Source organism: Polynucleobacter sp. Latsch14-2 (assembly GCF_018881925.1).
Classification (GTDB): domain Bacteria; phylum Pseudomonadota; class Gammaproteobacteria; order Burkholderiales; family Burkholderiaceae; genus Polynucleobacter.
Genome location: NZ_JACVPL010000008.1, coordinates 77,667 through 102,471 on the forward strand (window position 1 = coordinate 77,667; position 24,805 = coordinate 102,471).

Sequence of the window (24,805 nt, forward strand, 5' to 3'; positions counted from 1 at the left end):
CTGGGTTCGCTCTAATGTTTCAATAAAAGGTCACCTCTGGGTGACTTTTTATTTGTCTAATTATTCTGTAAAGAAGAACATCAATGCCATTGCCGGAAAGGCAAAACCAATCCAAGCTACTAGGCTCCAGCCGCCGTAAACATAAGCGAGGCTTGCAATAGCGGAGCCAATTGCACCGCCGGCAAAAAAGATCGCCATATAAAGACCGTTCAGCCGACTGCGTACATCAGCTCCTAGCGAATAAATTGTGCGTTGACCTAAAACGATATTGCTTTGTACGCCTAGGTCCAAGAGAATTCCTGCTATTACTAAGGCAGCCAGTGAGCCGTATCCGCCCATTTGCGCTAGCAGAAATGCGAACGCTACAGTTGCGATAGAGTACCCGGTCGCAATCTTAGTGTACCCAGAATCCGCCATTCGGCCTGCGATAGGTGCGGCAATTACACCCATTGCTCCAGCCAAAGTAAATAATGCAATACCTTGTTGCGAAAACTGAAATAAAGGCCCCGCCAACAATATGGGCGTCATTGTCCAAAAGAGAGTGAAAGAGGCAAATAGTGCGGCTTGGTAAATAGCCCGGCGCTGTAAAATTGGTGTTCCCTTCAGCAGGATCCACAAGGAGGCAATCAGGGAAAAGTAATCGTGATCAGATTTGGGTTTGCGAACCGGTAGCAAGAGCCATAGGATGACTGTCAGGATGATTAACAGTACTGCTGAAACCCCAAACACCGCTCTCCATCCAAAAAAATCAGCAATGAGACTGGAAAAGGGTCTGGCTAGCATGATACCGAGCAATAGGCCGCTCATGATATTGCCGATAGTACGACCACGACTTTCTTCTGGAGTGATGTGGGCGGCAATCGGGAGGAGCATTTGTACTGCTACAGAGCCAACGCCAATAATGAATGCGGAAAATAAAAACCAGTCGGCTGTTGGCGCTAGCATGGCTAAAAATAGCGCCAAGATTGCACCGCAAATCGTCAAGATAACTAATTTGCGATTTTCAATGAGGTCGCCTAAGGGCACTAATAGGATCAAACCAATGCAGTAGCCTAATTGCGTGAGAGTGACAATTAAACTTGCGGCAGATTCACTGAGACCAATTTCTGGGGCAATTAAGGCGATTAAGGGTTGCGCGTAATACAGATTTGCAACCACAATCCCACATGCACAGGCAAACAAAAAAATCATCCATCTAGGCATATAGTTTATTGGACTTGAGTTTTCTAAATGGCTCATGTTTGATAGTTTATTCTCTATCTTTTATATTTGCTGTCTCCTTCACTAGAAGTGTCTATGCTGCCATCGATTAAACAACGTCTTGCCCAAGAGCTCTCTTGTAAACCTGCCCAAGTGACTGCCGCTATTGTCTTAATGGACGAGGGTGCGACTGTGCCATTTATTGCACGTTATCGCAAGGAGGTCACGGGCGGCCTGGATGACACTCAGCTGCGCTTACTGGAGGAGCGTTTGAGTTACTTGCGTGAGCTCGAAGAGCGACGTAAAGTCATTCTCAGTTCGATTCAAGAGCAGGGCAAAATGACGCCTGATTTGCTCAAGGCCATCCTGCTGGCTGAAGATAAAACCCGCCTGGAAGACTTGTATCTTCCCTACAAGGTCAAGCGCCGCAGCAAAGCTCAGATCGCTCTGGAGGCTGGCTTAGAGCCCCTTGCTAACGACTTATTGCTTAACCCGAATTTAGATCCAGAGGTGGAGGCTTCTAAATATTTGAAAGAGGCATTTAAGTCTGAACAAGGCGATAACCCTGGTGTGCCTGATGCTAAGACTGCTTTAGAAGGGGCTCGTCAGATCCTAATGGAGCGCTTTGCTGAAGATGCAAGCTTGATTCAGTCCTTGAGAGCCTACTTACAAGACCATGGCGTAGTTGAGTCGAAGGTCGTAGCTGGCAAAGAACAAGAGGGTGAAAAATTTGCCGATTACTTTGACTACTCCGAACCCATTAAAGCCATTCCATCACATCGTGCCTTAGCTCTATTTAGAGGTCGTCGCGAACAGATATTGATGGTGAATCTCCGTCTAGACAGCGAGGAAGAAAAACCGAAGTGGGATGCGCCACATAATCCCTGCGAATCTCGTATTGCTAATCAATTTAAGATTAAAAATGAGGGTCGCCCAGCTGACCAGTGGTTATCGGATACTGTGCGTTGGACATGGCGTATTAAATGTTCGTTACATCTCGAGTCTGAGTTGATGAGCGCGTTGCGTGAGCGTTCTGATACAGAGGCGATTAATGTATTTGCACGCAATCTTAAAGATTTACTCTTGGCTGCCCCAGCTGGACCACGAGTGACTATCGGCTTGGATCCTGGTATGCGAACGGGGGTAAAGCTTGCCGTTGTTGATGTCACCGGCAAGGTGCTCGATACCGATGTAATCTATCCACATCAGCCTAAAAATGACTGGGTAGGAGCACTCCACACCCTGACTAGGTTAGTCGAGAAACATCAAGTCAGTTTGATTTCTATTGGCAATGGTACGGCATCGCGTGAAACTGATAAATTGGCACAAGACCTAATTAAGGCCAGGCCTGAGCTGAGCTTAACCAAGATTGTGGTGTCGGAGGCAGGTGCATCTGTTTACTCTGCCTCTGAATACGCCTCTAAAGAGCTTCCTGGTATGGATGTCTCATTGCGTGGAGCCGTCTCTATTGCTCGTCGCCTCCAAGATCCTTTAGCGGAACTGGTGAAGATTGATCCCAAATCAATCGGGGTTGGTCAGTATCAGCATGATGTAATGCAAACCCAGCTAGCTAAATCACTGGTAGCAGTTGTTGAGGATTGTGTAAATGCAGTAGGCGTGGATGTGAATACTGCCTCAGCGCCGTTGCTCTCTAGAGTATCCGGTCTTTCATCGACAGTAGCCGAAGGCATTGTCTCCTATCGCGATAGTAATGGCATGTTTAAGTCTAGGGCGGATCTACGGAGTGTGCCACGTTTGGGCGATAAGACTTTTGAACAAGCTGCAGGATTCTTGCGCATTATGAATGGTAGTAATCCATTGGACGCTTCAGCAGTTCATCCGGAGTCTTATCCCTTGGTCGAGAAGATTTTGAAGGATATTCAGAAGGGCGTTAAAGAGGTGATTGGCGATGCTTCTATCCTCAACAATCTGAATCCCGAAAAATATGCAGACGAAAAATTTGGGGTTCCGACCATCGCTGATATTCTGAAGGAATTAGAAAAGCCAGGTCGTGATCCAAGACCTGAGTTCACAACGGCGACTTTTAAAGACGGCATTGAAAAGCTTAGTGATCTCAAGCCGGAGATGATTCTTGAAGGTGTGGTGACTAATGTAGCCGCCTTTGGCGCATTCGTGGACATTGGCGTTCATCAGGATGGATTAGTACACATCTCTGCTTTATCTAATACCTTTGTTAAGGATCCTCACTCCATTGTCAAAGCAGGTCAGGTAGTGAAAGTGAAAGTACTTGAGGTGGATGAACAGCGCAAGCGAATCGCACTCACTATGCGCCTATCTGACGAAGCGCCCAAAGCTAATTTGGGAGAGCGATCCAAACAAAGAATTTCTAATGGACCTGGCGCTCATAAACCTCAGAGGGCTCAAGAAGTCAAAAAGCCCCAAGACGACCGACGGGCTGCCCCGATTAATAGCGCCATGGCAGCAGCATTTGGGAAGATTAAAAACAAAGACTAATATTAGCCTCAGATTGAAGTTTAGCGTTTATTATAGTAACATTTATACATTAGGAATTCCATTCAGGAGTCATCAATGATCACTACTTTATCTAGTCGCGAATTTAATCAAGATACTGGTAGGGCAAAGAAAGCCACAGAGGGAGGCCCGGTTTTTATTACGGACCGGGGGAAACCGGCGCATGTACTGATGACTTTTAAGGACTATCAGCGTGTTACCGGAAAGGGTAAAAACATCTTGGATCTTGTGGGAATGAAGGGTGCAGGAAGTATTGAGTTTGAAGCTGAGAAAATATCAAACTTCACCAAACCTCTTAAAGATCTTTTCTGATGTACCTACTAGATACAAATGTAGTATCAGAACTCCGAAAAGCCGCCGATGGACGAATCAATAAAAATGTGAAAGCATGGGCAGAAGAGATCTCGCCTGAACTCTTTTTTTTGTCTGCAATATCTGTCCTTGAACTTGAGATTGGAGTTTTACAGATGGAGAGGCGGGATAAGAAACAAGGTCAGATTTTGCGGAAGTGGCTTAATAAGTATGTCCTTCCGGGGTTCTCTGATCGTGTTCTTGCAGTAGACATGGCCGTAGCTCAACGCTGTGCAAGTCTGCATGTCCCCAATCCAAAATCCGAAAGAGACGCCTTGATTGCAGCTACGGCAATTGAGCATCGTATGACGATTGTCACAAGAAATGTTACGGACTTTAGTCAATCTGGTGTAAAGATTTTTGATCCTTGGCAATAAAGCAATATTCTCTCTTTATTGAATTGTAGTTCGCTTGTGTTTGTCATTCATTTGACATATATTTCGATATAATTAGAAATATGAAAAATACAGATGCTATCTCTGCCTTTCTCGCCCTTGGGCAAGAATCTCGTCTAAATATATTTCGCCTGATTATTCAGCGGGGTGATGTGGGTTTGACCCCAGGCCAAATCATTGAGAAGTTAGGTATTCCTAATGCCACATTAAGCTTTCACTTAAAAGAATTGGTTCAGGCGAATCTCTTATTGGTGGAACGTCAGAGCCGTAATCTCATTTATCGTCCTAATGCTGATTTGGTTCAAGATCTCAGTGAGTTCTTATTAGATAACTGCTGCGGTGGCAAGTCTTGCTCACCTGGTAAATCTTCCAGAAAGGTTAAAGCACTATGAAGCAATACAACATCCTCTTCTTATGCACTCATAACTCTGCAAGATCGATCCTGGGAGAAGCCCTTGCCTCAACCCATCCTAGCGGAAAATTTTTTGGCTATTCGGCTGGCTCTACTCCAGGCGATACGGTGAATCCTTTTGCTGCTGAGATTGCCAAAGAACTAGGCTATTCAGAAGAAAAGCTCAGGAGCAAGAGTTGGGATGAGTACGGTTTACCTGATGCACCTAAGATGGATTTCATCATTACAGTGTGCGATAACGCAGCCGGAGAGGTTTGCCCATTCTGGCCAGGCCAGCCAGCTACAGCACACTGGGGGTTTCCCGATCCTTCGCAAGTACAGGGTGGCGATGATGAAAAGCGTAGAGCATTTAGGGATGTCATGATTGGCCTGAAGAAGCGGATTGATTTATTGGCTGATATGCCTTTAGAAACTTTAGACTCATTGAGCCTTCATCACATTCACGAGCAAGAAAGTTCACACTCATGAACACCTTAACTAAAAAACTCTCATTCCTAGATCGTTATTTGACACTCTGGATATTTTCCGCCATGGCATTTGGTATTGGCTTAGGTTATCTCTATCCTGAGGCAGAAGATTTTATTAATGCTTTTCAAGTGGGTACAACCAATATTCCGATTGCCATTGGTTTGATCTTAATGATGTACCCGCCTTTTGCAAAGGTGCGACTTGAAGACCTGCCTGGTGTCTTTCGAGATAAGAAGATTTTCGCTATTGCCTTCTTGATGAACTGGATCGTAGCGCCATTGTTAATGTTCATTTTGGCCATTAGCTTTGTGCCAGATCAGCCTGAGTATATGGCTGGCTTGATCTTGATTGGGATTGCCCCGTGTATTGCGATGGTGATGGTGTGGAACGATATTGCTAAAGGCTCCGCTGAATATGCTGCTGGTCTCGTCGCTTTTAATGCAGTTTTTCAGGTTTTATTCTTCAGTCTTTATGCTTATCTATTCTTAACGGTTCTGCCGCCATTTTTTGGTTTGGCTGGCTCTGACGTTAGTGTCAGCATTGGCCAAATTGCACAAAGTGTATTCATCTACCTCGGCATACCATGTATTGCAGGTATTTTGACTCGCGTAGTCATGTTGAAATTCGTATCTAAAGATTGGTATCACGAGCATTTCATTCCTCGTATTGGCAAGATTACTTTGATTTCTTTGTTGTTCACAATTGTGGTGATGTTTAGTCTAAAAGGGAAGCTTATTCTTGCGCTGCCAATGGATGTGGTGACAATAGCGATCCCTCTCTTAGTCTTTTTCTTGAGCATGTTTTTATTAACTTTTTTCATTACTGGAAAGATGGGGATTGATTACAAGCGTTGTTGCACTCTATCTTTTACTGCAGCGAGCAATAATTTTGAGTTAGCTATTGCCGTCGCGATTGCCGTGTTTGGAATTAACTCTGGGGCGGCATTCGCAGCAGTCATTGGCCCACTCGTTGAGGTGCCAATCATGATTGGCTTGGTGACTGTGGCGCTATGGCTTAAAGAGAGTTTCTACTAGAAACCCTTGGAAATAAATTAAGGGCGATACTTTCTAACAAGCTCTTCAAGAGAAAAGTCATCATTCTGTTTTCTGATTTTCTGGATGTTTTTTCTGAGCACTGCAATATCTTTGAATTTCAATTTACGCAGTTTTTGTTGATCCATTCCATAGGTGTCCACGAGATACCTTATGCCCGAGCTAGAAATAATGTAGCGGATGATTGCAAAAGCAATCAGGAGTAGTGTGGAGATAAGGGCGAATAGCATTTATCTTAAAAAAGCATCATAGAAGGTTTTGAGTGTTAAGACTGTCACTGAAATGAAGAAAGCCTGACGTATAAAGCTATTGCCATGCTTTATTGCAATCTTGCTACCAATCTGACCGCCTGCAAAATTAGCTACAGCCATAAATATTCCCAGTTTCCAGTCAATGTAGCCCATATAAAAGAAGACGCATAAAGCACCTAGGTTAGAAGCAATATTTAGAAACTTGGACGGCGCAGCAGAGCGTAAGAAGTCAAAACCTAACACTCTTGTATAGAACAGTTTGTAAAAGGCGCCAGCACCAGGCCCAAGAAAACCATCGTAAAAACCAATCAGACTCGCTCCTGCTGAAGCAATGGCATTTTGTTTGTGATGTTTATGGCGTGGCGCATGAACTAAGCCAGCATTTGATTTGATATTAAAAATCAGCAAAGCTACCAAGAAGAAGGGTAATGCACTACGCAACCATTGGTTGGGAATTTGGGTAACTAGATAGGCGCCGCCAACGGATGCCAAAAAGGCTGCGGTAGAGGAAATGATGACTAGCCCCCAGGGGCTTTTGTTCGCGCGGGCATATTGCATGGCTGATCCGGCCGTTCCAATGATGGACGCGATCTTATTTACTCCTAGTAGGCTGGCCGGCGCCATGCCTGGTAATACGGAAAATAGCGCTGGGACTTGAATCATTCCGCCGCCGCCCATAATGGCATCTATTAAGCCTGCGAGCAGGGCGCATGCGGCAAGAAGGCTTAGGTCAAAGAAGGAAAGATCAAACATCTGTAATGCATTTTAATTGGATTTATTTCTTGCAGATATCTTCTGGCTCATGAGGCAACCCAATAAAAACCTTTGGGTCTTGCTTTGCGCAAAGACCCATTGGTAGTGATGCTCTAAGAGCCCAGTTGGTGGCCGATATAACGTTTTGCATATGCCAAACGAGCTTCTGACCAAGCCTCAAATAGTTGTTTCATAAGTTGTACTAGCTTTTTCATGATGTCTTCCTTTCTTGAAGGGTTATCAGTGATGTGTAATTACACCTATGGTTAGGGTTTACACCTATACAGTATGCGCCTAAATTCAAATTGATGTGTGAATCGATGCGCAAGCGCAAGCAAAAGTCATTTAACTCCTCCATGGGTCAATTCCACTGGGGCTGTGCCCAGAAGAATGGCAGTACTTGCAATTAGTACTAATTAGTACTAAACTAGTACGCATGCAGACTAAATCGAGATATTCATATGAATCACCTATTACTCATTAAGGAGTTGGTTCAGGCATATCAGGCCTTTGAGAATCATTCTGCAAGTCATATTAAAGAGATGGGCTTAACTATGACTCAGTTTGACATCGTGGCTACCTTGGGTAATCAACCACCGATGACCTGCAAGGAGTTGGGGAATAAGACGCTTGTTTCAAAGGGGACGATGACGGGCGTACTAGAAAGGCTGGAAGCTAAAGGCTTAATTGATAAATTTCCGAATACAGAGGATGGGCGTAGTTACAAAATTGGGCTCACCAAAGCGGGTGAAAAGTTATTCAAGAGGGTATTCCCAGAGCATATTGAATATCTTGGAAAAGCCTTCGGCAAATTAAGTAAAAATGAATTAGAGCAGGCGGTAACAGTTTTACGAAATATCAAAGCAATTTTTTATTAATCAAAATATCAAAAGGAAATTCACATGAAAACATATCAAAATGCACTTAATCTTTTGGGCCGACTATTAATTGTCGCTCTGTTTCTACCAGCAGGGTTGGGTAAAATCGCGGGTTTTGAGGGCACGCTAGGCTATTTCGCATCTTTAGGTATTCCAGCGCCGACCTTTGCGCTAGCAGCAACTATTGTGATTGAGGTGCTTGGAGGTATTGCTTTGCTGATAGGATTTCAAACTCGTTTAGTAGCAGGCATTATGGCCATATTTACTTTAGTGGCTGCTGTTACTGGCCATGCTTATTGGGCTGCGCCGGTTGATCAAGCATTTATTGCTCAGCTCCTATTCTTTAAGAACATTGCTGTAATGGGCGGATTATTGGTTCTAGCCTCTGCTGGCGCGGGTGGTTTTAGCGTTGATGGTCGCAAAGAGTCGAAGTAATTTAATTTCTCAAGGAAAAGATAATGACAAAAGTAGCCGTTGTATTTCATAGTGGTTATGGCCACACGGTAAAGCAGGCTGAGGCGGTAGCAAAAGGAGCTAATGGCACATTAGTAGCGATTGATGCCGAAGGCAATATTAGTGATACACAGTGGGAAATTTTGCATTCTGCTGATGCAATCGTATTTGGCTCGCCTACTTATATGGGTTCGGTAAGCTGGCAATTTAAGAAATTTGCCGATGCAAGTTCTAAGCCTTGGTATTCGCAGCAATGGAAAGATAAGTTATTCGGCGGTTTTACTAATTCTGCAACCATGAATGGTGATAAGCACTCCACTCTGCATTACTTTTTTACCTTAGCGATGCAGCACTCGGGTATTTGGGTTGGCACGGGACTTATGCCATCAAATGCAAAATCAGCCAAACGTGATGACGTCAACTATGTTGGTTCGTCTGCCGGAGCTATGATGCAAACCCCCTCTGATGCTAGTGCCGACGAAGTCAATCCTGGAGATTTGGAAACGGCTCGACTCTATGGAGAGCGGATCGCTAAGATTGCAAGTCAATTGAAGCGCAGTTAAGCTTTCACTTACTGCTTTCCAAGCCACCCTTCGGGGTGGTTTTCTTTATCTGACCGATAGTTGGCAGGTGTTTTAAAGCATCCCTGATCTTCGTTTGATATAGATCAAGAAGAAGATTTAAGTCCTCAGCATAATGAAGTCTCATACTTAAATGCAGGGGTATTGTGATGTTGAAGAATTTAATGGTGCACTTAGATCAAGGGTCTCGATCAACGGTTCGCCTGGAGATTGCCATCTCTTTGGCAAAAAAGAATAGCGCTAGATTGGTTGGTGTATTTGGTCAGCGCGCCAATTACAAGGGCAGTGGACTTATTTCTACATGGCCCTCTGACGAGCATCTTGCAGCAGGGCAGGCGAGTAAAAAAGCATTTGAACAGGCGACTAAAGGGCTGAGGTCAGAATGGATTGATATTAATAGCGGAGATGATTCAGAAATGTTGGCATTGATTTCTGAAAAAGCGCGTTATTTCGACTTGGTAATCATGGGGCAGCATGATGAATCAGTCAATACTGTTACTCCTGCTGAGTTGGTTGATGAGGTGCTCAGTACTTCTGGTCGCCCAGTGCTTGTGATTCCATATGTTGGAAATTTTTCATGTGAATTTAAGCGACCATTGATTGCATGGAATGCCTCCCGTGAGGCTGCCCATGCTTTAAATGATGCTTTGCCATTAATAGTGGGTTGTGAAGAGGCAATCATATTGTCGTTTGACTCAAGCGTTTCAAGAGCAGAAAAATCCTGCAAGGAAATTGCCATCCAACTCGCATGTCATGAAATTGCTTCGAAGTTGGAAGTCATGGCAATCGAAAATATAGGCATCATGGATATGCTGCTTAATAATGCTTGCGATCAAGGCGCTGATCTCTTGGTGATGGGGGCGCATAGTCACTTTGGATTTCCATTGATGAGTAGGGGTGCAGGTACTCGCCATATATTGAAAACAATGGTTCTGCCAGTGCTGATGTCTAGCTAAAATATCCTATTGGTTTGGCTGGTTGTTTTATTCAGTCGGCTGAACCGTAACCGCTACCTTCATGATGTGATCGGCACCACCATGAATCACTCCACGTACTGGCGATACATCCGAATAATCCCTGCCTTGCGCTAAGTGGATATAGTCTTCACCGGGAGATCCATAACCCCAGCGATTATTAGTTGGATCAAGATCACACCATACCCCTTGAGATAGATTGCCATCGGAGTCTCTCAGGGGAATATAGATGGAGACCCAGGCATGCGAGGCATCGCTGCCAATGAGACGGGGTTGACCTGGGGGAGGGTTAGTCAGGATGTACCCGCTAATGTATTTCGCTGGCAGACCAATGCTCCTTAATGATGCAATGAGGATGTGCGCAAAATCTTGGCAGACGCCCTCACGTTTGGCGAGCGCTTCATGAGCTGGAGTATCGATATCCGTGCTTTTACTGACGTAATGAAATTCCTTATATATACGCTCAGTGAGTTCAATGGCAGCTTCTAAAATTGGTCTATTACTCGCAAAATTAACTCTGGAAAAGTCAATGAACTCTTGCCGTAAAGTTACAAATGGTGAGATGAACAAAAATTCTGAAGCGGGGTCCCAATGTGTTTTGGAGTGATATCGAAAATACTCACGGACATCTTCCCAGTGAGGAGTTTCCAATGGTGCAGGACCTATCTGTGGATTTTGCTTAGTCTCCACTACAGACTTTGCAGAAATCAATAGCTCACTATGGCGATTTTCTAGAGAGAAGAAAGTGCAAATATTGCCATAACTATCGACACGTTCTTCTTGCCAAGCAGGTTTTGGCTCAATGACAACGTTCGAGTTAATCACGACTTGTGTACCTGTAATCGCTGGTTTGAGGTGCGCATAGTGCTGCGCGATCTCGACATTAGGATCGTAGGAATAGTGAGTGTCGTGAATGATCTCAAGCAGCATGTTTACAGCACCTTAAGTCTGAACACTATATTCATTGTGATGAATCAAGTTGAAATAACGGGCGCTGATTTCATCAGAAACATTCCATGCCGCCTGCGAACAATTTGCCAGACAATTTCTGAGGTTTTGTAACTCATTATTCTGGTTAATAGTGATGAGAAGGTCTAAAGAGTAATCTTGGAGATTGGTAACGCTACGCGTGAGTTCGTCGGGAGCATTGCGCTCGGTACCAGCCAGTTTTGAGAGTCTGGATCTTAAGGCCTTGCTTACCCAGGCTAAGGAGCGAGGATTTTCATCGTCCATGACAAGTAGGTCTACTAGGGCACCAATTTCACGGCTCTGTTGATGCTGCGCATGAAAGGTAATAGTGCTATCAAAAAGCGTCAACAGGGCAATATAGCCAGAGTCGTCAATATGAGGATTAAATAATAGGCTAGAGGTAATTGCCATATCGAGTGCAGAGGTTAGAAAGGAGAGGCGCTCAATATGTCGGCCAATCGCCAGTAACTGCCAGCCATCATCACGCGTCATGCGATCAGTCTGGGCCCCAGTAACAGCTGCAAGTGCCTGACTAGCCCGGGTGAGTGCATCAATGGCAAGTGAAGATGAAAAGTCTTGGTAGGCGGTGGCTTTATGATAATCAGCCTGAAAGTTATCAATACAGTGGTTGATAGTACTCCATTGTTCAGGGGAGAGGCGCTCCCTGACATTCGATGCAGTGCGCTTCATGGCGCTAAGATTGAAGCCAACACTGGTAGCATGATCAAGACTATTTAAGCTATCAATGAGGGTTCTCTCGTAAATTCTGTGGCGCACTTCATCGTGGTCAAAGTTGGTGGGAACACCATCGGGAACGAGTCCATATTGCTCGCATAGACTCTCGAGCCAGGTCCACAGGGCTTTTGAAGGCGTGTAGTCGCTATTAATGTTTTCGAGATAAAGTTTTGCAAGGCGCAAAATATTTTCACTGCGTTCCGTGTAGCGTCCGAACCAGTAGAGATTTTCAGCGGCGCGGCTGGTAACTAAGCGTTTTCGCCCTGCATATTTTGTATTTTGAGTTTGCTGAGGTGTGAAATCAGGCGCTTGATTGCTAGCGGCGCTTTGTACCCAAACATCGGCACTACTACCGCCTCTTTGCATAGAGGCAATACCAGAGTCAGTGGTAGAGATGCGCGCTAATCCGCCAGGCAGAACTTGCCACTTATCAACCCCGTTACTTAAGGCAAATACGCGTAACATGTATGAGTGCGGCTCAATCAATGAAGCATCGTTAATATTAAAAGCATTGAGCCAAGTGGGCATCTGTGCTAAAGGTATATAGGTTTGAACGGTGTGTTCATCTGGCTGACGCGTGATTTTTCCTACCCACTCATCGAGTTGCGCCTGACTTAGGCTTCCACCTAGTTCAGACTCATAATTTTCATGTCCAAATGATTGGGGGTAGGTTGGTTTAATGGCACTATGCCCAAGGTTGGGTATAGCAGATTCTAATGCTGCTCGCTCACCGCACCACCAAGTGTCCATCGCTGGAAGTTGGATCTTTTCATTCAGTAGGTATTCACTGATGCCGGGTAAGAAGCCCAATAATGCAGGGGACTCTAAAAAAGCTGATCCTGGCGCATTGGCCATAATGACATTACCTGCCCGAATGGCTTGCAGCAGTCCTGGTATCCCTAAAGTTGAATCCGATCGCAGCTCTAAGGGATCTAAAAACTCGTCATCTAAGCGTTTTAATAAAACATGTACTGGCTCTAAGCCGCGTACTGTTTTTAGGAATAGATGTTGATCCCGAACGGTAAGATCGCCGCCTTCTACCAAGGTAAGACCTAAGTAGCGCGCAAGGTAGGCATGTTCGAAGTAGGTTTCGTTATAAGGTCCAGGCGTTAACAGGGCGATATGTGCATTGCTCCCAGCCGAACTCTGTAATTTCAAAGTATCAACGAGATCCCGATAGGCATTGGCTAAGGGTGCAATGCGCATTGACTCATACGCCTTGGGAAATTGCCGCGCAATCAAGTTACGGTTCTCTAATAAATAGCCAAGTCCAGATGGTGCCTGGGTTCGTTGAGAGATGACTGACCACTTTCCATCTGGCGCTCTAGCCAAGTCAAAGGCAATGATGTGAAGGTGCTTATTGCCTGCCGGATTAACGCCATGCATAGCACGCAGATATCCAGGATGTCCTTGGACTAGCGCCGGAGGAATCAGACCTTCTTTAAGTAAATTTTGCTGACCATAGACATCGGTAATGATGGCCTCAAGTAAACGAGCGCGTTGCAAAATGCCGGATTCGATTTCTTGCCAAGCATCAGCTGCAATAATGAGCGGGAATAAGTCTACTGACCAAGGTCTTTGTGGACCATTTTCATCGGCATAAACATTGTAGGTAATGCCATTGTCGCGAACTTGTCGGTTTAGTTCTTGGGTTCGTTGATCTAAATCGGCAAGTCCCGTTGGCTCTAATTGCTCAAAAAAATTTTTCCAATGAGTAAGTAGATCTTCTGCATTACCCCGCAATTCGTCATAGTGGCCATCTTGGGCCTTAGGCGATAGCTTGCCAATCTCATCCAAAAGCGATGAGGCAGAGTTAATATTCAAGGGTTCGGCTTGCGATGAGTCCACGCCTTATTGTCTCATTGACGCATATCAAGTGTGAATGGGAATTCACGACTCACTTGCAGGCCAATATTGGGCTGAATATCCTTCATGGTCCCGGGGGTATGACCCATCCGGAAGAAGCGAGATAGACGCCTACTTTCAGCCTCGAAAGCATTAATTGGGAAGTTGTCATAGTTTCGACCTCCAGGGTGGGCGACATGATATTGGCAGCCTCCAATAGAGCGCTTCATCCAAGTATCGACAATGTCAAAAATTAACGGAACATGCACGCCAATACTCGGGTGCAGGCTTGATGGTGGATTCCAAGCTTTATAACGGACGCCTGCGATATATTCCCCAGCAATCCCCGTTGGTTGCAGAGGGAGAGGTTCGCCATTGCAGGTGACCGAGTAACGGCTTTGATTTAAGCCTGTTACCCGAATTTCTATTCGCTCTAGAGATGAATCGACATAGCGAGCTGTCCCGCCAGCCGAATTTTCTTCGCCCATCACATGCCATGGCTCTAGTGCATTGCGTAAAGTAATTTCTGTACCCATAGCTTGCACCTGACCAATCAATGGGAAGCGGAACTCTAAATGGGGATCAAACCATTCAGTCTTAAATGCATAGCCATGCATTTGCATTTCTTCAATGACATCCGCAAAGTCCATCTTGATAAAGGTTGGCAATAGGCAGCGGTCATGTAGTTCTGTACCCCAACGAGTTGCCGGTGCAAGATAGGGCTCATCCCAGAACCGCGCAATCAGAGCTCGAATTAAGAGTTGTTGCACGATACTCATTTGTGCGTGTGGCGGCATTTCAAAGGCGCGTAATTCTAGCAAGCCTAAGCGACCTGTTTGGCTATCGGGTGAGTACATCTTATCGATGCAGAACTCACTGCGATGGGTGTTGCCAGTTACATCAATCAAGATATTACGCAAGGTTCGATCGACCATCCATGGCGGCATGCTTTGACCATACTTCTTGCGATTCTCATGAATCTCTTTAAGTGCAATCTCTAACTCATAGAGTTGATCATTTCTAGCCTCATCAACTCGTGGTGCTTGACTGGTAGGTCCGATAAACATGCCGCTAAATAAATAGCTCAGGCTAGGGTGGTTATGCCAATACAAAATTAAGCTGGCCAATAATTCCGGGCGACGCAAGAAAGGGCTATCAATTGGTGTGGCTCCACCCATCACAAAGTGATTGCCACCGCCAGTGCCTGTATGTCGCCCATCAGCCATAAATTTTTCTGCGGATAAGTGTGATTCAAAAGCGGCTTGGTATAAAAACTCAGTATGGTTAACTAGTTCACTCCAGTTGTGCGCTGGATGAATATTGACTTCGATCACGCCTGGATCGGGCGTTACTTGCAAGAGTTTGAGTCTTGGGTCGCGTGGTGGAGGGTAGCCTTCGAGAACAATTTTGAATTGCAATTCTTCAGCGGTAGTCTCTACTGCATGCAAGAGATTAAGGTAATCCTCAAGGCGTGCCAATGGTGGCATAAAGACATAGAGCACACCATTTTTCCCGCCATGCTCAGTTTCTGCTTTGGGGCCGTTCGAGCGCATTGGGTCGCGCGTTTCAACACACAATGCAGTTCTCGTAATCCATGCGGCTGACTCTTGCCTTTGTGGATGGCGTACTTCTTGTGACTGACTCCAAATAGTGTTCTTTGTGGAAGATGTCTTATGGGATAGGTTAGAGTCGTATCCTGAAGTCGAGCCAGAACTGGACCCTCCAGTTCCTAACTCTTGAAATTGTCTGCGTATTGGTGTGCTAGTAGGCAGTGGCGCTCTTGGTGCGAACGGATCCTCTTCAATCAGATAAGGGTAGTCAGACTTGTTTGCCCATGGGAGGGAGTCGAGTGGCAAGCGATAACCCATTGGGGAGTCGCCCGGTAACAGATAAAGGCGGTCATCACGGTAGAGCCACGGACCGGTCTTCCATTGGGTATCTAGATAGTTTTGACCATGAGCAGCTTCAATCGGCAGTACATAACCAATGACAGAATCCAACTTTTGCGTGAAGACGCGCTTGAGGCGTGTGCGCTCCATCTCATCTTCAAGATTGGATTTAAAGGGGTCAACGTTGACAGGGAGTTTCGATTCTCGCCAGAGGTAATAAAACACGTCCTCATAAGCTGGCTCAATAAATTTGTCCGCCAATCCTAATTTTCTAGAGAGTGTGTGAATAAATTTCTCAGCATCTTTGCTGGTGTACTTGATGGGGTCAGCTTCATTACAAAACAAAGCAGGATTTGACCAAATAGGATTGCCATCTGCCCGCCAATAAATAGACAAGGCCCAGCGCGGCAATTGCTCGCCTGGATACCATTTGCCTTGGCCAAAGTGGAGGAAGCCACCATCGCCATATTCTTTGCGAAGCTTATCAACCAATTCAGTCGCATACGCACGTTTCGTGGGTCCAAGCGCATCCACATTCCATTCTCGTTCATCACGACCATTGATTGAAACAAAGGTGGGTTCTCCACCCATCGTGAGTCGTACATCTCCATCTTGTAGCTCTTGATCAACCTTGTTGCCAAGCTCGAGGATCTCTTGCCATTGGACATCGGTGTAGGGTTTAGTAACACGTGGTGATTCATAAATACGCGTTACTTCCATGGAGTGTGCAAACTCCACTTCGCACTCATCTACGCCGCCTTCAATCGGCGCGGCGCCTGATGGTTCGGGCGTGCAAGCCACGGGGATATGACCTTCGCCAGCAAATAAACCAGAGGTGGGATCAAGACCAATCCAGCCTGCTCCCGGTAAATATACTTCGCACCAGGCGTGTAAGTCGGTGAAGTCTACTTCAGTACCGCTTGGGCCATCAAGCGCTTTAACATCCGGCTTAAGCTGAATCAGGTAACCAGAAACAAAACGCGCAGCGAGACCGCAGAGGCGCAATAAGTTCACCATTAACCAGGCAGAATCACGGCATGAACCACTACGCAAATCTAAAGTCTCATCTGGGGTTTGAACCCCAGGCTCCATGCGAATAGTGTAGTTGATATCACATTGAACTTGCTGATTGAGCTTGACCAGAAAGTCAATCGTACGCATTTCGCTACGATCAATCGTTCTGAAGTATTTATTTAAAGTCGCATTGCGCATTCTGCCTAGATAAGGGCGCAATTCTTTTTTGAGATCAGAGTTGTAGGTGAAGGGGTAATTTTCTGCATCTGGCTCTAAAAAGAAATCAAAAGGGTTGTAGACCGCCATCTCAGTGACTAAATCAACCGTAACTTTGAAATGCGTCGTTGGCTCGTGGAATACCAAGCGAGCCTGATAGTTGGCGTATGGATCCTGCTGCCAGTTAATAAAGTGAGCTTCTGGCTCAATCTTGAGAGAGTAAGAAAGGATATGACTGCGACAGTGAGGGGCGGGTCGCAGGCGAACCACCTGCGGTCCCAGCTTAACTGGACGGTCATAGTGATATTCGGTGACGTGGTGGAGGGCGGCGTGTATAGACATGACTCAAAGTCTATGAGTTCCGCACCAAATAAGTCCCACCCTTCGCCCAAATTTAGTGCGTAAAAGGGGTCAAAGCCCTTATTTGGGTAAATCTGGGCTGAAATAGGGCACGAGGATAAATATCTAAGTTTTGGAAGGAATAAGTTGTAGTTAAGCTAAACAGAAAGTTGATATGTCTAAGAACACTACCCTGACGATTAGTAGCAAAAACTACTCTTCATGGTCACTGCGCGGTTGGTTGATGCTGAAATTCTCTGGCATTCCATTCCAAGAGTTGCAAGTGGCTCCGGATGATGTTGATAACCGTGCTGAGTTACTCTTGCTATCACCTTCTATTCTGGTGCCACGCTTAGATCATGAAGGCTGCAAGGTCTGGGATACCTTGGCCATCGGAGAGTACCTCAACGAACATCAGCCTAAAGCCCATCTACTGCCAAGCGATCCAGTTGCTAGGGCTTATTGCCGATCCATTTGTGGAGAAATGCACTCCGGTTTCTCGGCATTGAGGGCTTCCTTGCCGATGAATATCAAGGGTAAGTTTGAGTCATTCAAAGTGTGGTCAAAAGCTCAAATTGATATCAACCGCATTCTGGTGATTTGGCAAGACTGCCTTAAGACTTATGGCGGCCCCTTCTTGTTTGGTAAATCCCCGACTTTGGCTGATGCGATGTTTGCGCCAGTCGTTACTAGATTCCTGACTTACAGCATTGATCTTGATGCCGCTTCGCAGAAATATTGTGAGCACATCATGGCGATGCCGGAGATGAAGGAATGGGTGATGGGCGCCCTTGAAGAACCCGATGACATTGAAGAACTTGAAGTGGAGTTTTAATCATGAATGCACCAGTGATGTTCAAAAGCGATACTGATTTTTCTCATGTAAAACCTAGCGATACGCAATTTTTACCAGGTGGACTCAGAGATTTTTTTCTCTATCGAGATCTGGGTATAGCCAAAGCAACGCGTGGAAAAGTAATAGCCCATTTGGTAAAGGCCAATAAGCCACCAGTGGATGGAACTGGTTGGCATTATCACGTAGCCGAGTTTCAGATTGTCATTATGACTAAGGGCTGGGCGCGCTTCATGTATGAAGATAAGCCAACCTTAGTGGAAGCGGGTGATGTAGTGCATCAAATGCCAGGCATCGTTCATTATTTATTTGATTACTCGCCTGATATGGAGTATCTCGAGATTGTTGGTCCGGCAGATTTTGGTAGCGTGCCTGTAGAGATAGGCCCAGCAGCCGTTCCTGGAGTAACGCCATGGAAATGACCAAGATCAAAACGGATAAACCTTTGGCATCTGATTTTGCTGTGCTCTTTCAAAGAATTATTGGCCTGGCAGATGAGGTTGATGGTATGCGTCAACACTATCGCAAGCTGTTCGAGAGAATGGAGTCGGGGGAGATTAATGCTGATGATCAAAGTACTCAAGATTTATTAAAGACATTTAATGTCTCCGGCTTTGTGCATCTTTCTATTGTGGCGGCAAGAGCAGCCCAAACTGCTGCCATTGTGGCCAATGATGTTTCTCTCAGTAGAGTCTTTGATCCCGCACTGAAAGATTCAGAGCGCGCCTTACGCCACATTGAAAGTCGAGAAATTGAATGATGTATCGAGCCTACCAAACCTTTGCCAACTTGCATGATCCAGTGCGCCTCTTTGCGAGCGCTTCTGAGCGTGTCTCTAAAAACTGGTTTGGTAATTTTTCGCTCAACCCAATGCAGCGCTTGGCGGCTCATTATGAGCAGATATCACTTTTGGGATTTACCCACGCTAGACCAGACTTCAAGATCAATTCGATCATTGATTCTCTTGGGGCGGAGCAAAAAGTGCGCGAAGAGTTAGTTTATTCAACCCATTTTTGTAATTTAGTCAGATTTAAAAAGGAAGATATAGAAGGACAGCCTAAGATTCTATTGGTTGCCCCAATGTCCGGCCACTTCGCAACGCTATTAACTGGAACGATTAAAACGCTCTTAAAGGATCATGAAGTGTATGTCACGGATTGGCTCAATATCCGTGATATCCCTCTAAGTTGCGGAGATTTTGATTTTGATTCTTATGTAGAGCACATCATTAACTTCTTAAAGGTCATTGGCCCTGAGACCCATCTGATGGGTGTATGTCAACCTACAGTTGCTTGTTTGGCTGCTACTGCCATCATGTCCGAGGATAAAAGTTCCTATGCGCCAGCAAGTATGACACTCATGGCTGGCCCTCTTGATGTGCGGATGAGTCCAACCAAAGTGAATGAACTTGCTACCAGCAAACCTATTTCATGGTTTGAAGAGAAATTAATTGGCGTGATTCCAAGTCAATTTAATGGCACTGGCCGCCGAGTGTACCCTGGATTTTTGCAGCTCATGGCATTTATGAGTATGAACCCCGACCGCCATGCAGAGTCCTTTAGAAAGCTCTATGAGTATCGCGTGAACGGTGAAACTGAAAAGGCGGATGCTATTCATGAATTTTATGAAGAGTATTTTGCCATTATGGATTTATCTGCCCCTTTCTATTTGGAGACTATTCGCAAAGTCTTTCAGGACTGTGATTTACCGAATGGCAAACTAACTTATCAGGGGCGGCTGGTTAATCCCAAGTTGATTAAAAAAACATTCCTACTGACCGTTGAGGGTGAGAGGGATGATATTTGTGGTATCGGTCAAACCTTAGCGGCACAAGACTTGTGTAGTGGACTAGCGGGATACAGAAAATCCCACCACTTACAGGCGGGTGTGGGTCACTATGGCGTATTTAATGGGAAGCGCTGGGAAGCCCAAATTTACCCAGTAGTTCGCAATCATATTCAGTCGGCACTTTAACTATCGGAGGATATATGCAAGTCTATGTCACTAGAAACATTAGCGCCAGAATGCGTCGTAATGATGGAACTGATAACGGCTACAAACCACTCATCCCTGGTAAGTATGAGGCTAACAAGACCATTGATGGTGCCTTGGAAATTTTGCAATCCCAAGGCGAGCCGCTATATCTTCTGCCGTTCATTTGGTGGGAAAGGATGGAGTTAGGCGACATCATGATCGCTGTCTGAGAAGTTGGCGGGCAAGTCTATCCACTCTCTACGGTCCCGCCATACTCTCTTTAATGGGCTTTTAGCCTAGGCTATTCATATCTATCACAAAGCGATATTTGACATCGCTTTTAAGCATGCGCTCATATGCTTGATTAATTTCTTCCATCTTAATAATTTCAATCTCAGAAACAATACTGTGCTTGGCGCAAAACTCTAGCATCTCTTGAGTTTCTTTGATTCCGCCGACCAGCGATCCTGCGACACTCTTGCGACCAAAAATGAGCGGTCCTGTGTTGAGTTCGGCCGTAGGTCCAACAGAACCTACGATACACATCGTGCCGTCGACTTTAAGCAAGGGCATGTAGTGGTTAAAGTCATGAGGTACTGGAATAGTGTTGAGCAAAAAATCAAATTGATTGCCCATTGCCTGCATTGCGGCTGCATCGGTAGAGATCAGTACTTCATCGGCCCCAAGCTTCATTGCATCGGCTGCTTTATTTTTAGAGGTCGTAATCATCACAGTTTTGGCACCCATGGCATGTGACAGCTTGACGCCCATGTGCCCAAGGCCGCCCAAGCCGATAATGCCAACGGTCATCCCAGGTTTTACATCCCAATGACGCAATGGTGAGTAGGTAGTGATACCGGCGCACAGCAGTGGTGCCGCACCAGCTGGATCCAGTCCATCTGGAAGAGTTAAGACAAAATGTTTGTCGACCACAATGCTTTTCGAATAGCCGCCATAGGTAAATCCGCCTGGGTCCTTGGTTGCGCTATTGTAGGTCGCCGTAAAGCCATTAAGACAGTATTGCTCTAGGTCTGCTTTGCAAGAAGAGCAGGTATGGCAAGAGTCGACAAAGCAACCAACAGCAACTTGTTGCCCTAGTTTGAGATGTTTAACCTCGGAGCCTAGCGCACTGACCTTGCCAACGATTTCATGTCCGGGAACAATGGGATAGTTGCTTGCACCCCAATCATTTCTCGACTGGTGTATGTCGGTATGGCATACGCCGCAATACTCAATCGCAATTTGTACATCCTTGGGCCCAAGTGCTCGACGATCTATTTGGTGTGGAGCAAGGGGTGATGTGGCGGATTGGGCTGCAAAACTAGATGTGAATGGCATGAGTCTCTCCTGATGGTTGTCGCCATGGTATACCAATAAGATGAATTTTTCATTTAGTATCCCATTACCTATTTAATCGATTTATGCGTTAGTAAATATACTTGACACTAAAGCGCCCTCGGGCAATCAATCCATGCTACCAATTTTGTATTCTTACCGAAGATGCCCTTATGCAATGAGAGCTCGTATGGCCTTGAAATATGCCGGCATCCAAGTTGAGCACAGGGAGATTGTATTAAGAAACAAGCCGCAATCTATGCTGCTACTATCTCCCAAGGGCACGGTGCCAGTATTGTGCGTTGATGGATTTATCCTGGAGCAAAGTTTAGATATCATGCGATGGGCATTGACTCGGTCAGATCCAGATGAGTGGGCTGCAGTCGACGAGAGCATGGCCCAAGCTTGGATTGAAAAGAATGACGGCCCGTTCAAAAGCTTATTAGACCAATATAAGTATCCGAATCGATTTCCTGAGCTTGCTCAGGAGGGGGTTTTGGCTCAAGCCATTGAGTTGATGCTAAAGCCGATGGAACTTACCTTGCAATCCAATCAGTTTTTAATGGGAAGCAAAATGGCTTGGGTGGATGTGGCTATTTTTCCATTCATTCGGCAGTTTTCAATGGTCAGTCCACAAAAGTTTGCAGACTTACCATTCCCCTCTGTTAAAAAATGGCTAGATCACCATCTTCAATCTGAGTTATTTAATTCAGTGATGGATCAATATCCAGCCTGGATAGATTAAGTGGAGCCATTGCATGCAAGTTAATTCTGAAGGCGTCTCCGCATCACGCGTGTATTTGCCGGCTAATCTCACTCATGAAACTCTCTTAGATTTTTTTGTGGATCATTTTCCCCATATCGAGGCTGATGAGTGGTTAGCGCGCTTTAGCGAAGGTTTAGTGATGACTGCAGATGGGCAGCCACTAGCTGCTAGCGATGCTTATCAATCCAATACTCATTTACTATATTTTCGGCGCTTAGTGCGCGAGCCACAGATTCCTTTTGAGGAGCAGATCCTATATCAGGACGACCATATTTTAGTGGCAGATAAACCGCATTTTTTACCGGTAACACCAAGCGGCCTCTATTTGCATCAGACTTTACTCAATCGTCTTAAGAAAAAAACAGGTTTGCAAACATTAAGCCCCATACATCGAATTGATCGAGATACCGCTGGGCTGGTGATTTTTTGTATTCAGCCTCATGAGAGATCTGCTTATCAGAATCTCTTCCGAGATCGAGTGGTTACTAAAATATATGAGGTAGTGGTGCCTTACTCAGAAGCGCTCTGTGCAAAATTACCAATGAACTATTGCAGTCGATTAGAAGAGTCCGAACATTTTTTGCAAATGTGCGAAGTGGAGGGTGAACCTAATGCCAATACCTATATTGAATTAATTGAGATCATGAAGCCTTGGGCTAAATATCGCCTTACCCCGATTACCGGCAAGAAGCACCAGTTACGGTGTCACCTTAATGCGCTAGGCGTTCCCATTAAGCATGATCAGATATACCCAATCCTAACGCCTTATCAAGAGTATGACTTGGACTTTTCAAAGCCTCTACAACTCTTGGCAAAGCAGATTACCTTCATAGATCCTGTGACTGGTGAGGGTAGATCTTTTATGAGCCCAAGGGAGGTGTGCTTGATCTAGGTCAAAAGGCTATTGAATATGCGTTTTATTCGCATCGAAATGCTGTAATTGGCAGAATATAGGAGTAGGGTGTAAGAACCAGCAATAAATAAAAAAGGTTCATATGTCACTAAATCACGCAGTTATCTGGATTGACCACCAAGAGGCGCATGTGATGTTCCTCAGTCAAGAGGCCAGCGAGGCTGAAATCATCAAAACCAAGTCTACCCACTCCCATTTACACCATAAGGCTAATGAAGTTGGTAGTGGTAAGTTGGCATTAGATTCAAAATACCTTCACTCAGTCATTGAGGCTGTCAAAGAATCAAAGGAAATTTTGATCCTAGGTCCTGGCTCAGCAAAACTAGAGTTGATTAAACATGCTCATCACTACGACCAGCAAATTGCCGCAAAGATTGTTGGTGTGGAAACGGTGGATCACCCAAGCGATAAAGAGATTCTGGCTTACGCGCGCAAGTTTTTCTACAAAGTAGATCAAATGCTCTAAGAGTAATGAGGATGCCGAACATGACTAAAGAAACCAAAGGGGTGCTGGATTCAGATGGACTGCCAAGCCATGATTATTTTTTGGATGCTGTAAATCATATTGATGATGCGGTAGGTAATAAGACAATTGCAATAGGTGCCGCCAAAGGCATTGTCTACAGCCTAGTCGAAACACTCGGATCCATGGTCGGTGACCCTGATTTACCTAGCCATCTGAAGTCTGGCTATATGGGGGCTCTTGATCTGGCCGTGGAATTGGAAGCAAAGTTAAGCAAGTAAGATAAATCTTTTTGGCTCGAATCAAGGGTAACTTCGGTTGCCCTCGGGTATTTAAAATGATTTGCAAATCGCCGCTGAATTAAAGTTGATGACCAATACCTCCAACGCTTAGCAGTTGCCCGCATGGTGGATGGGGCGATATAGTCATCTGAGGCATATAAATAATGGATCCTAGTTAAATAATAGGGAGGCACATGTCGATCAACGTCAAATTATCAGATTCCTTAGTTGAACAGGCTAATGTCTATGGCCATATTGAGCATCGCTCAGTGCCTAAGCAGATTGAGTACTGGTCACAGATCGGCAAGATTGCCCAAGAAAACCCAGACTTACCGTTTTCTATGATTCGTGAGATCTTGATAGCAGATCAAGAGCCTGTCATCGGTGAATACGTGTTTAACTGATGCGTTTACTTGTTACTGCCTCGTTTGTTAAGGCTACAAAAAAACTACATCCTTCACAAAAAACAGAATTAGATGCCGCAGTAAAGATGATCAGCTCAAGCCCATCTATTGGGGAGGCGAAGGCTGGAGATTTGCTGGGAGTTCGCGTTTACAAATTCAAACTATCGCAGCAACTATGTTTGCGAGGCTATCGAATTTTGGATGAAGAGAATATTAAGCTTTTGACCTTTGGGCCTCATGAGAATTTCTATCGAGACTTGAAGCGGCAGGGTGACTGAGGGGGTCTGGCGTCTCAAATCGGCCAGATGCAGCCATCGCACCGCCTACACAATTTCATATGTCAGCAGTAAGACGGCTGCACCCATGCAGAGCAATGCGAGCATAAAGAACTTGTCCGCAATATCTTCAAAATAAACCTTTCTTGAATTGCTTCGAATGGATAGGTATGAAAAGATAGAGCTTGCTAGAAAGATGAGGGCATCTAGAGCTAGGAGGTCATCTACCCAATAGGCAATGCCACGGTTGGTCTGAGTGAGCTTCACAATGCT

The 24,805-nt window shown here is 45.3% G+C and carries 28 protein-coding genes and 1 pseudogene; 21 read left to right on the forward strand and 8 right to left on the reverse strand.

The features are described from left to right. Nucleotides 1–60: 60 nt before the first annotated feature. Nucleotides 61–1,203: an MFS transporter gene (locus tag ICN46_RS08235; RefSeq protein ID WP_255538805.1), complete on the reverse strand. Its 1,143-nt coding sequence runs from the start codon at nt 1,201–1,203 to the stop codon at nt 61–63. Nucleotides 1,204–1,296: 93 nt separating this feature from the next. Here ICN46_RS08235 and ICN46_RS08240 point away from each other — a divergent pair, with 93 nt between their 5' ends. The 6 genes from ICN46_RS08240 (at nt 1,297) to arsB (ending at nt 6,353) form a co-directional block, all read left to right on the forward strand. After that, nucleotides 1,297–3,675, forward strand: a complete 2,379-nt coding sequence (locus ICN46_RS08240; protein WP_216207201.1) for a Tex family protein — start codon at nt 1,297–1,299, stop codon at nt 3,673–3,675. Nucleotides 3,676–3,750: 75 nt separating this feature from the next. Continuing rightward, complete coding sequence (locus tag ICN46_RS08245; protein ID WP_216207204.1) at nt 3,751–4,005, forward strand: type II toxin-antitoxin system Phd/YefM family antitoxin; 255 nt, start codon at nt 3,751–3,753, stop codon at nt 4,003–4,005. Next, entirely contained in the window at nt 4,002–4,421 is a 420-nt protein-coding gene (locus tag ICN46_RS08250; protein WP_216207280.1) for a type II toxin-antitoxin system VapC family toxin, read from the forward strand. The genes ICN46_RS08245 and ICN46_RS08250 overlap by 4 nt, the downstream gene beginning before the upstream one ends. Before the next feature lie 80 nt (nt 4,422–4,501). Then, on the forward strand, nt 4,502–4,831 hold the full coding sequence (locus tag ICN46_RS08255; protein WP_216207207.1) for an ArsR/SmtB family transcription factor: 330 nt from the start codon (nt 4,502–4,504) through the stop codon (nt 4,829–4,831). After that, entirely contained in the window at nt 4,828–5,319 is a 492-nt protein-coding gene (locus tag ICN46_RS08260; RefSeq protein WP_216207211.1) for an arsenate reductase ArsC, read from the forward strand. The genes ICN46_RS08255 and ICN46_RS08260 overlap by 4 nt, the downstream gene beginning before the upstream one ends. Continuing rightward, nucleotides 5,316–6,353, forward strand: coding sequence for an ACR3 family arsenite efflux transporter (gene arsB, locus ICN46_RS08265; RefSeq protein WP_216207214.1), 1,038 nt, complete (start codon nt 5,316–5,318; stop codon nt 6,351–6,353). The genes ICN46_RS08260 and arsB overlap by 4 nt, the downstream gene beginning before the upstream one ends. 17 nt (nt 6,354–6,370) lie before the next feature. On the opposite strand, the gene ICN46_RS08270 is transcribed toward arsB, so the two are convergent. Together ICN46_RS08270 and ICN46_RS08275 are read right to left on the reverse strand one after the other, a co-directional pair. Then, a complete protein-coding gene (locus tag ICN46_RS08270) occupies nt 6,371–6,601 on the reverse strand; it encodes a hypothetical protein (RefSeq protein WP_216207217.1) in 231 nt (76 codons plus the stop codon). Then, entirely contained in the window at nt 6,602–7,375 is a 774-nt protein-coding gene (locus ICN46_RS08275) for a sulfite exporter TauE/SafE family protein (protein WP_216207220.1), read from the reverse strand. It lies immediately after the preceding gene. Nucleotides 7,376–7,836: 461 nt separating this feature from the next. Here ICN46_RS08275 and ICN46_RS08280 point away from each other — a divergent pair, with 461 nt between their 5' ends. The 4 genes from ICN46_RS08280 to ICN46_RS08295 all read left to right on the forward strand — a co-directional run bounded on the left by ICN46_RS08280 (nt 7,837) and on the right by ICN46_RS08295 (nt 10,243). Further along, nucleotides 7,837–8,253 (forward strand): MarR family winged helix-turn-helix transcriptional regulator, encoded by a 417-nt coding sequence (locus ICN46_RS08280; RefSeq protein ID WP_216207223.1) that lies wholly within the window; start codon nt 7,837–7,839, stop codon nt 8,251–8,253. A gap of 24 nt (nt 8,254–8,277) precedes the next feature. Then, on the forward strand, nt 8,278–8,688 hold the full coding sequence (locus tag ICN46_RS08285; RefSeq protein ID WP_216207226.1) for a DoxX family protein: 411 nt from the start codon (nt 8,278–8,280) through the stop codon (nt 8,686–8,688). A gap of 23 nt (nt 8,689–8,711) precedes the next feature. Then, nucleotides 8,712–9,269, forward strand: coding sequence for a flavodoxin family protein (locus ICN46_RS08290; protein ID WP_216207229.1), 558 nt, complete (start codon nt 8,712–8,714; stop codon nt 9,267–9,269). 167 nt (nt 9,270–9,436) lie between these two features. Continuing rightward, nucleotides 9,437–10,243, forward strand: coding sequence for a universal stress protein (locus ICN46_RS08295; protein WP_216207232.1), 807 nt, complete (start codon nt 9,437–9,439; stop codon nt 10,241–10,243). Between the two features lie 27 nt (nt 10,244–10,270). On the opposite strand, the gene ICN46_RS08300 is transcribed toward ICN46_RS08295, so the two are convergent. Genes ICN46_RS08300 through ICN46_RS08310 form a run of 3 tightly spaced genes read right to left on the reverse strand, consistent with a single transcriptional unit; the run spans nt 10,271 to nt 17,271 of the window. Next, a complete protein-coding gene (locus ICN46_RS08300) occupies nt 10,271–11,191 on the reverse strand; it encodes a transglutaminase family protein (RefSeq protein ID WP_216207233.1) in 921 nt (306 codons plus the stop codon). Between the two features lie 12 nt (nt 11,192–11,203). Next, entirely contained in the window at nt 11,204–13,813 is a 2,610-nt protein-coding gene (locus tag ICN46_RS08305) for a circularly permuted type 2 ATP-grasp protein (RefSeq protein WP_216207236.1), read from the reverse strand. Nucleotides 13,814–13,824: 11 nt separating this feature from the next. Then, nucleotides 13,825–17,271, reverse strand: a complete 3,447-nt coding sequence (locus ICN46_RS08310) for a transglutaminase family protein (protein ID WP_216207239.1) — start codon at nt 17,269–17,271, stop codon at nt 13,825–13,827. Nucleotides 17,272–17,443: 172 nt separating this feature from the next. Here ICN46_RS08310 and ICN46_RS08315 point away from each other — a divergent pair, with 172 nt between their 5' ends. The 5 genes from ICN46_RS08315 to ICN46_RS08335 are packed head-to-tail and all read left to right on the forward strand — an operon-like array spanning nt 17,444 to nt 20,325. Further along, nucleotides 17,444–18,103, forward strand: coding sequence for a glutathione S-transferase family protein (locus ICN46_RS08315; protein WP_216207242.1), 660 nt, complete (start codon nt 17,444–17,446; stop codon nt 18,101–18,103). Between the two features lie 2 nt (nt 18,104–18,105). Next, nucleotides 18,106–18,543, forward strand: coding sequence for a cupin domain-containing protein (locus tag ICN46_RS08320; RefSeq protein WP_216860325.1), 438 nt, complete (start codon nt 18,106–18,108; stop codon nt 18,541–18,543). Further along, nucleotides 18,534–18,881, forward strand: a complete 348-nt coding sequence (locus ICN46_RS08325) for a hypothetical protein (protein WP_216207245.1) — start codon at nt 18,534–18,536, stop codon at nt 18,879–18,881. Before ICN46_RS08320 ends, ICN46_RS08325 begins: the two co-directional genes overlap by 10 nt. Then, on the forward strand, nt 18,878–20,095 hold the full coding sequence (locus tag ICN46_RS08330; RefSeq protein ID WP_216207246.1) for a polyhydroxyalkanoate depolymerase: 1,218 nt from the start codon (nt 18,878–18,880) through the stop codon (nt 20,093–20,095). Before ICN46_RS08325 ends, ICN46_RS08330 begins: the two co-directional genes overlap by 4 nt. Before the next feature lie 14 nt (nt 20,096–20,109). Next, nucleotides 20,110–20,325, forward strand: a complete 216-nt coding sequence (locus tag ICN46_RS08335) for a hypothetical protein (protein ID WP_216207248.1) — start codon at nt 20,110–20,112, stop codon at nt 20,323–20,325. Between the two features lie 61 nt (nt 20,326–20,386). Here ICN46_RS08335 and ICN46_RS08340 read toward each other — a convergent pair whose 3' ends face one another. Further along, on the reverse strand, nt 20,387–21,433 hold the full coding sequence (locus ICN46_RS08340) for an NAD(P)-dependent alcohol dehydrogenase (protein WP_216207251.1): 1,047 nt from the start codon (nt 21,431–21,433) through the stop codon (nt 20,387–20,389). A 133-nt stretch (nt 21,434–21,566) separates the two neighbouring features. On the opposite strand from ICN46_RS08340, the gene ICN46_RS08345 reads away from it, so the two are divergent. From ICN46_RS08345 to ICN46_RS08370, 6 genes are all read left to right on the forward strand, one after another. Next, nucleotides 21,567–22,175, forward strand: coding sequence for a glutathione S-transferase (locus ICN46_RS08345; protein WP_216207254.1), 609 nt, complete (start codon nt 21,567–21,569; stop codon nt 22,173–22,175). Nucleotides 22,176–22,188: 13 nt separating this feature from the next. Then, nucleotides 22,189–23,088: a pseudouridine synthase gene (locus tag ICN46_RS08350; RefSeq protein WP_216207257.1), complete on the forward strand. Its 900-nt coding sequence runs from the start codon at nt 22,189–22,191 to the stop codon at nt 23,086–23,088. A gap of 103 nt (nt 23,089–23,191) precedes the next feature. Continuing rightward, nucleotides 23,192–23,575: a translational machinery protein gene (locus tag ICN46_RS08355; RefSeq protein WP_216207260.1), complete on the forward strand. Its 384-nt coding sequence runs from the start codon at nt 23,192–23,194 to the stop codon at nt 23,573–23,575. Between the two features lie 20 nt (nt 23,576–23,595). Beyond that, nucleotides 23,596–23,853: a hypothetical protein gene (locus ICN46_RS08360; protein WP_216207263.1), complete on the forward strand. Its 258-nt coding sequence runs from the start codon at nt 23,596–23,598 to the stop codon at nt 23,851–23,853. 194 nt (nt 23,854–24,047) lie between these two features. Beyond that, a complete protein-coding gene (locus ICN46_RS08365; protein ID WP_216207265.1) occupies nt 24,048–24,257 on the forward strand; it encodes a TA system antitoxin ParD family protein in 210 nt (69 codons plus the stop codon). Beyond that, nucleotides 24,257–24,535, forward strand: a complete 279-nt coding sequence (locus tag ICN46_RS08370; protein WP_216207267.1) for a type II toxin-antitoxin system RelE/ParE family toxin — start codon at nt 24,257–24,259, stop codon at nt 24,533–24,535. Before ICN46_RS08365 ends, ICN46_RS08370 begins: the two co-directional genes overlap by 1 nt. Before the next feature lie 45 nt (nt 24,536–24,580). Here the strand turns inward: ICN46_RS08370 and ICN46_RS08375 are convergent. Then, nucleotides 24,581–24,805: pseudogene (locus ICN46_RS08375) on the reverse strand (hypothetical protein); the annotation flags it as partial.

Coding starts and splice junctions, on each gene's coding strand:
- ICN46_RS08335 (WP_216207248.1), top strand. CDS start 20,110: ATGCAAGTCTATGTCACTAGAAACATTAGCGCCAGAATGCGTCGTAAT.
- ICN46_RS08340 (WP_216207251.1), bottom strand. CDS start 21,433: ATGCCATTCACATCTAGTTTTGCAGCCCAATCCGCCACATCACCCCTT.
- ICN46_RS08275 (WP_216207220.1), bottom strand. CDS start 7,375: ATGTTTGATCTTTCCTTCTTTGACCTAAGCCTTCTTGCCGCATGCGCC.
- ICN46_RS08295 (WP_216207232.1), top strand. CDS start 9,437: ATGTTGAAGAATTTAATGGTGCACTTAGATCAAGGGTCTCGATCAACG.
- ICN46_RS08350 (WP_216207257.1), top strand. CDS start 22,189: ATGCAAGTTAATTCTGAAGGCGTCTCCGCATCACGCGTGTATTTGCCG.
- ICN46_RS08360 (WP_216207263.1), top strand. CDS start 23,596: ATGACTAAAGAAACCAAAGGGGTGCTGGATTCAGATGGACTGCCAAGC.
- ICN46_RS08245 (WP_216207204.1), top strand. CDS start 3,751: ATGATCACTACTTTATCTAGTCGCGAATTTAATCAAGATACTGGTAGG.
- ICN46_RS08355 (WP_216207260.1), top strand. CDS start 23,192: ATGTCACTAAATCACGCAGTTATCTGGATTGACCACCAAGAGGCGCAT.
- ICN46_RS08235 (WP_255538805.1), bottom strand. CDS start 1,203: ATGCCTAGATGGATGATTTTTTTGTTTGCCTGTGCATGTGGGATTGTG.
- ICN46_RS08370 (WP_216207267.1), top strand. CDS start 24,257: ATGCGTTTACTTGTTACTGCCTCGTTTGTTAAGGCTACAAAAAAACTA.
- ICN46_RS08325 (WP_216207245.1), top strand. CDS start 18,534: ATGGAAATGACCAAGATCAAAACGGATAAACCTTTGGCATCTGATTTT.
- arsB (WP_216207214.1), top strand. CDS start 5,316: ATGAACACCTTAACTAAAAAACTCTCATTCCTAGATCGTTATTTGACA.
- ICN46_RS08300 (WP_216207233.1), bottom strand. CDS start 11,191: ATGCTGCTTGAGATCATTCACGACACTCACTATTCCTACGATCCTAAT.
- ICN46_RS08365 (WP_216207265.1), top strand. CDS start 24,048: ATGTCGATCAACGTCAAATTATCAGATTCCTTAGTTGAACAGGCTAAT.
- ICN46_RS08320 (WP_216860325.1), top strand. CDS start 18,106: ATGAATGCACCAGTGATGTTCAAAAGCGATACTGATTTTTCTCATGTA.
- ICN46_RS08270 (WP_216207217.1), bottom strand. CDS start 6,601: ATGCTATTCGCCCTTATCTCCACACTACTCCTGATTGCTTTTGCAATC.
- ICN46_RS08330 (WP_216207246.1), top strand. CDS start 18,878: ATGATGTATCGAGCCTACCAAACCTTTGCCAACTTGCATGATCCAGTG.
- ICN46_RS08260 (WP_216207211.1), top strand. CDS start 4,828: ATGAAGCAATACAACATCCTCTTCTTATGCACTCATAACTCTGCAAGA.
- ICN46_RS08240 (WP_216207201.1), top strand. CDS start 1,297: ATGCTGCCATCGATTAAACAACGTCTTGCCCAAGAGCTCTCTTGTAAA.
- ICN46_RS08290 (WP_216207229.1), top strand. CDS start 8,712: ATGACAAAAGTAGCCGTTGTATTTCATAGTGGTTATGGCCACACGGTA.
- ICN46_RS08315 (WP_216207242.1), top strand. CDS start 17,444: ATGTCTAAGAACACTACCCTGACGATTAGTAGCAAAAACTACTCTTCA.
- ICN46_RS08310 (WP_216207239.1), bottom strand. CDS start 17,271: ATGTCTATACACGCCGCCCTCCACCACGTCACCGAATATCACTATGAC.
- ICN46_RS08255 (WP_216207207.1), top strand. CDS start 4,502: ATGAAAAATACAGATGCTATCTCTGCCTTTCTCGCCCTTGGGCAAGAA.
- ICN46_RS08285 (WP_216207226.1), top strand. CDS start 8,278: ATGAAAACATATCAAAATGCACTTAATCTTTTGGGCCGACTATTAATT.
- ICN46_RS08345 (WP_216207254.1), top strand. CDS start 21,567: ATGCTACCAATTTTGTATTCTTACCGAAGATGCCCTTATGCAATGAGA.
- ICN46_RS08280 (WP_216207223.1), top strand. CDS start 7,837: ATGAATCACCTATTACTCATTAAGGAGTTGGTTCAGGCATATCAGGCC.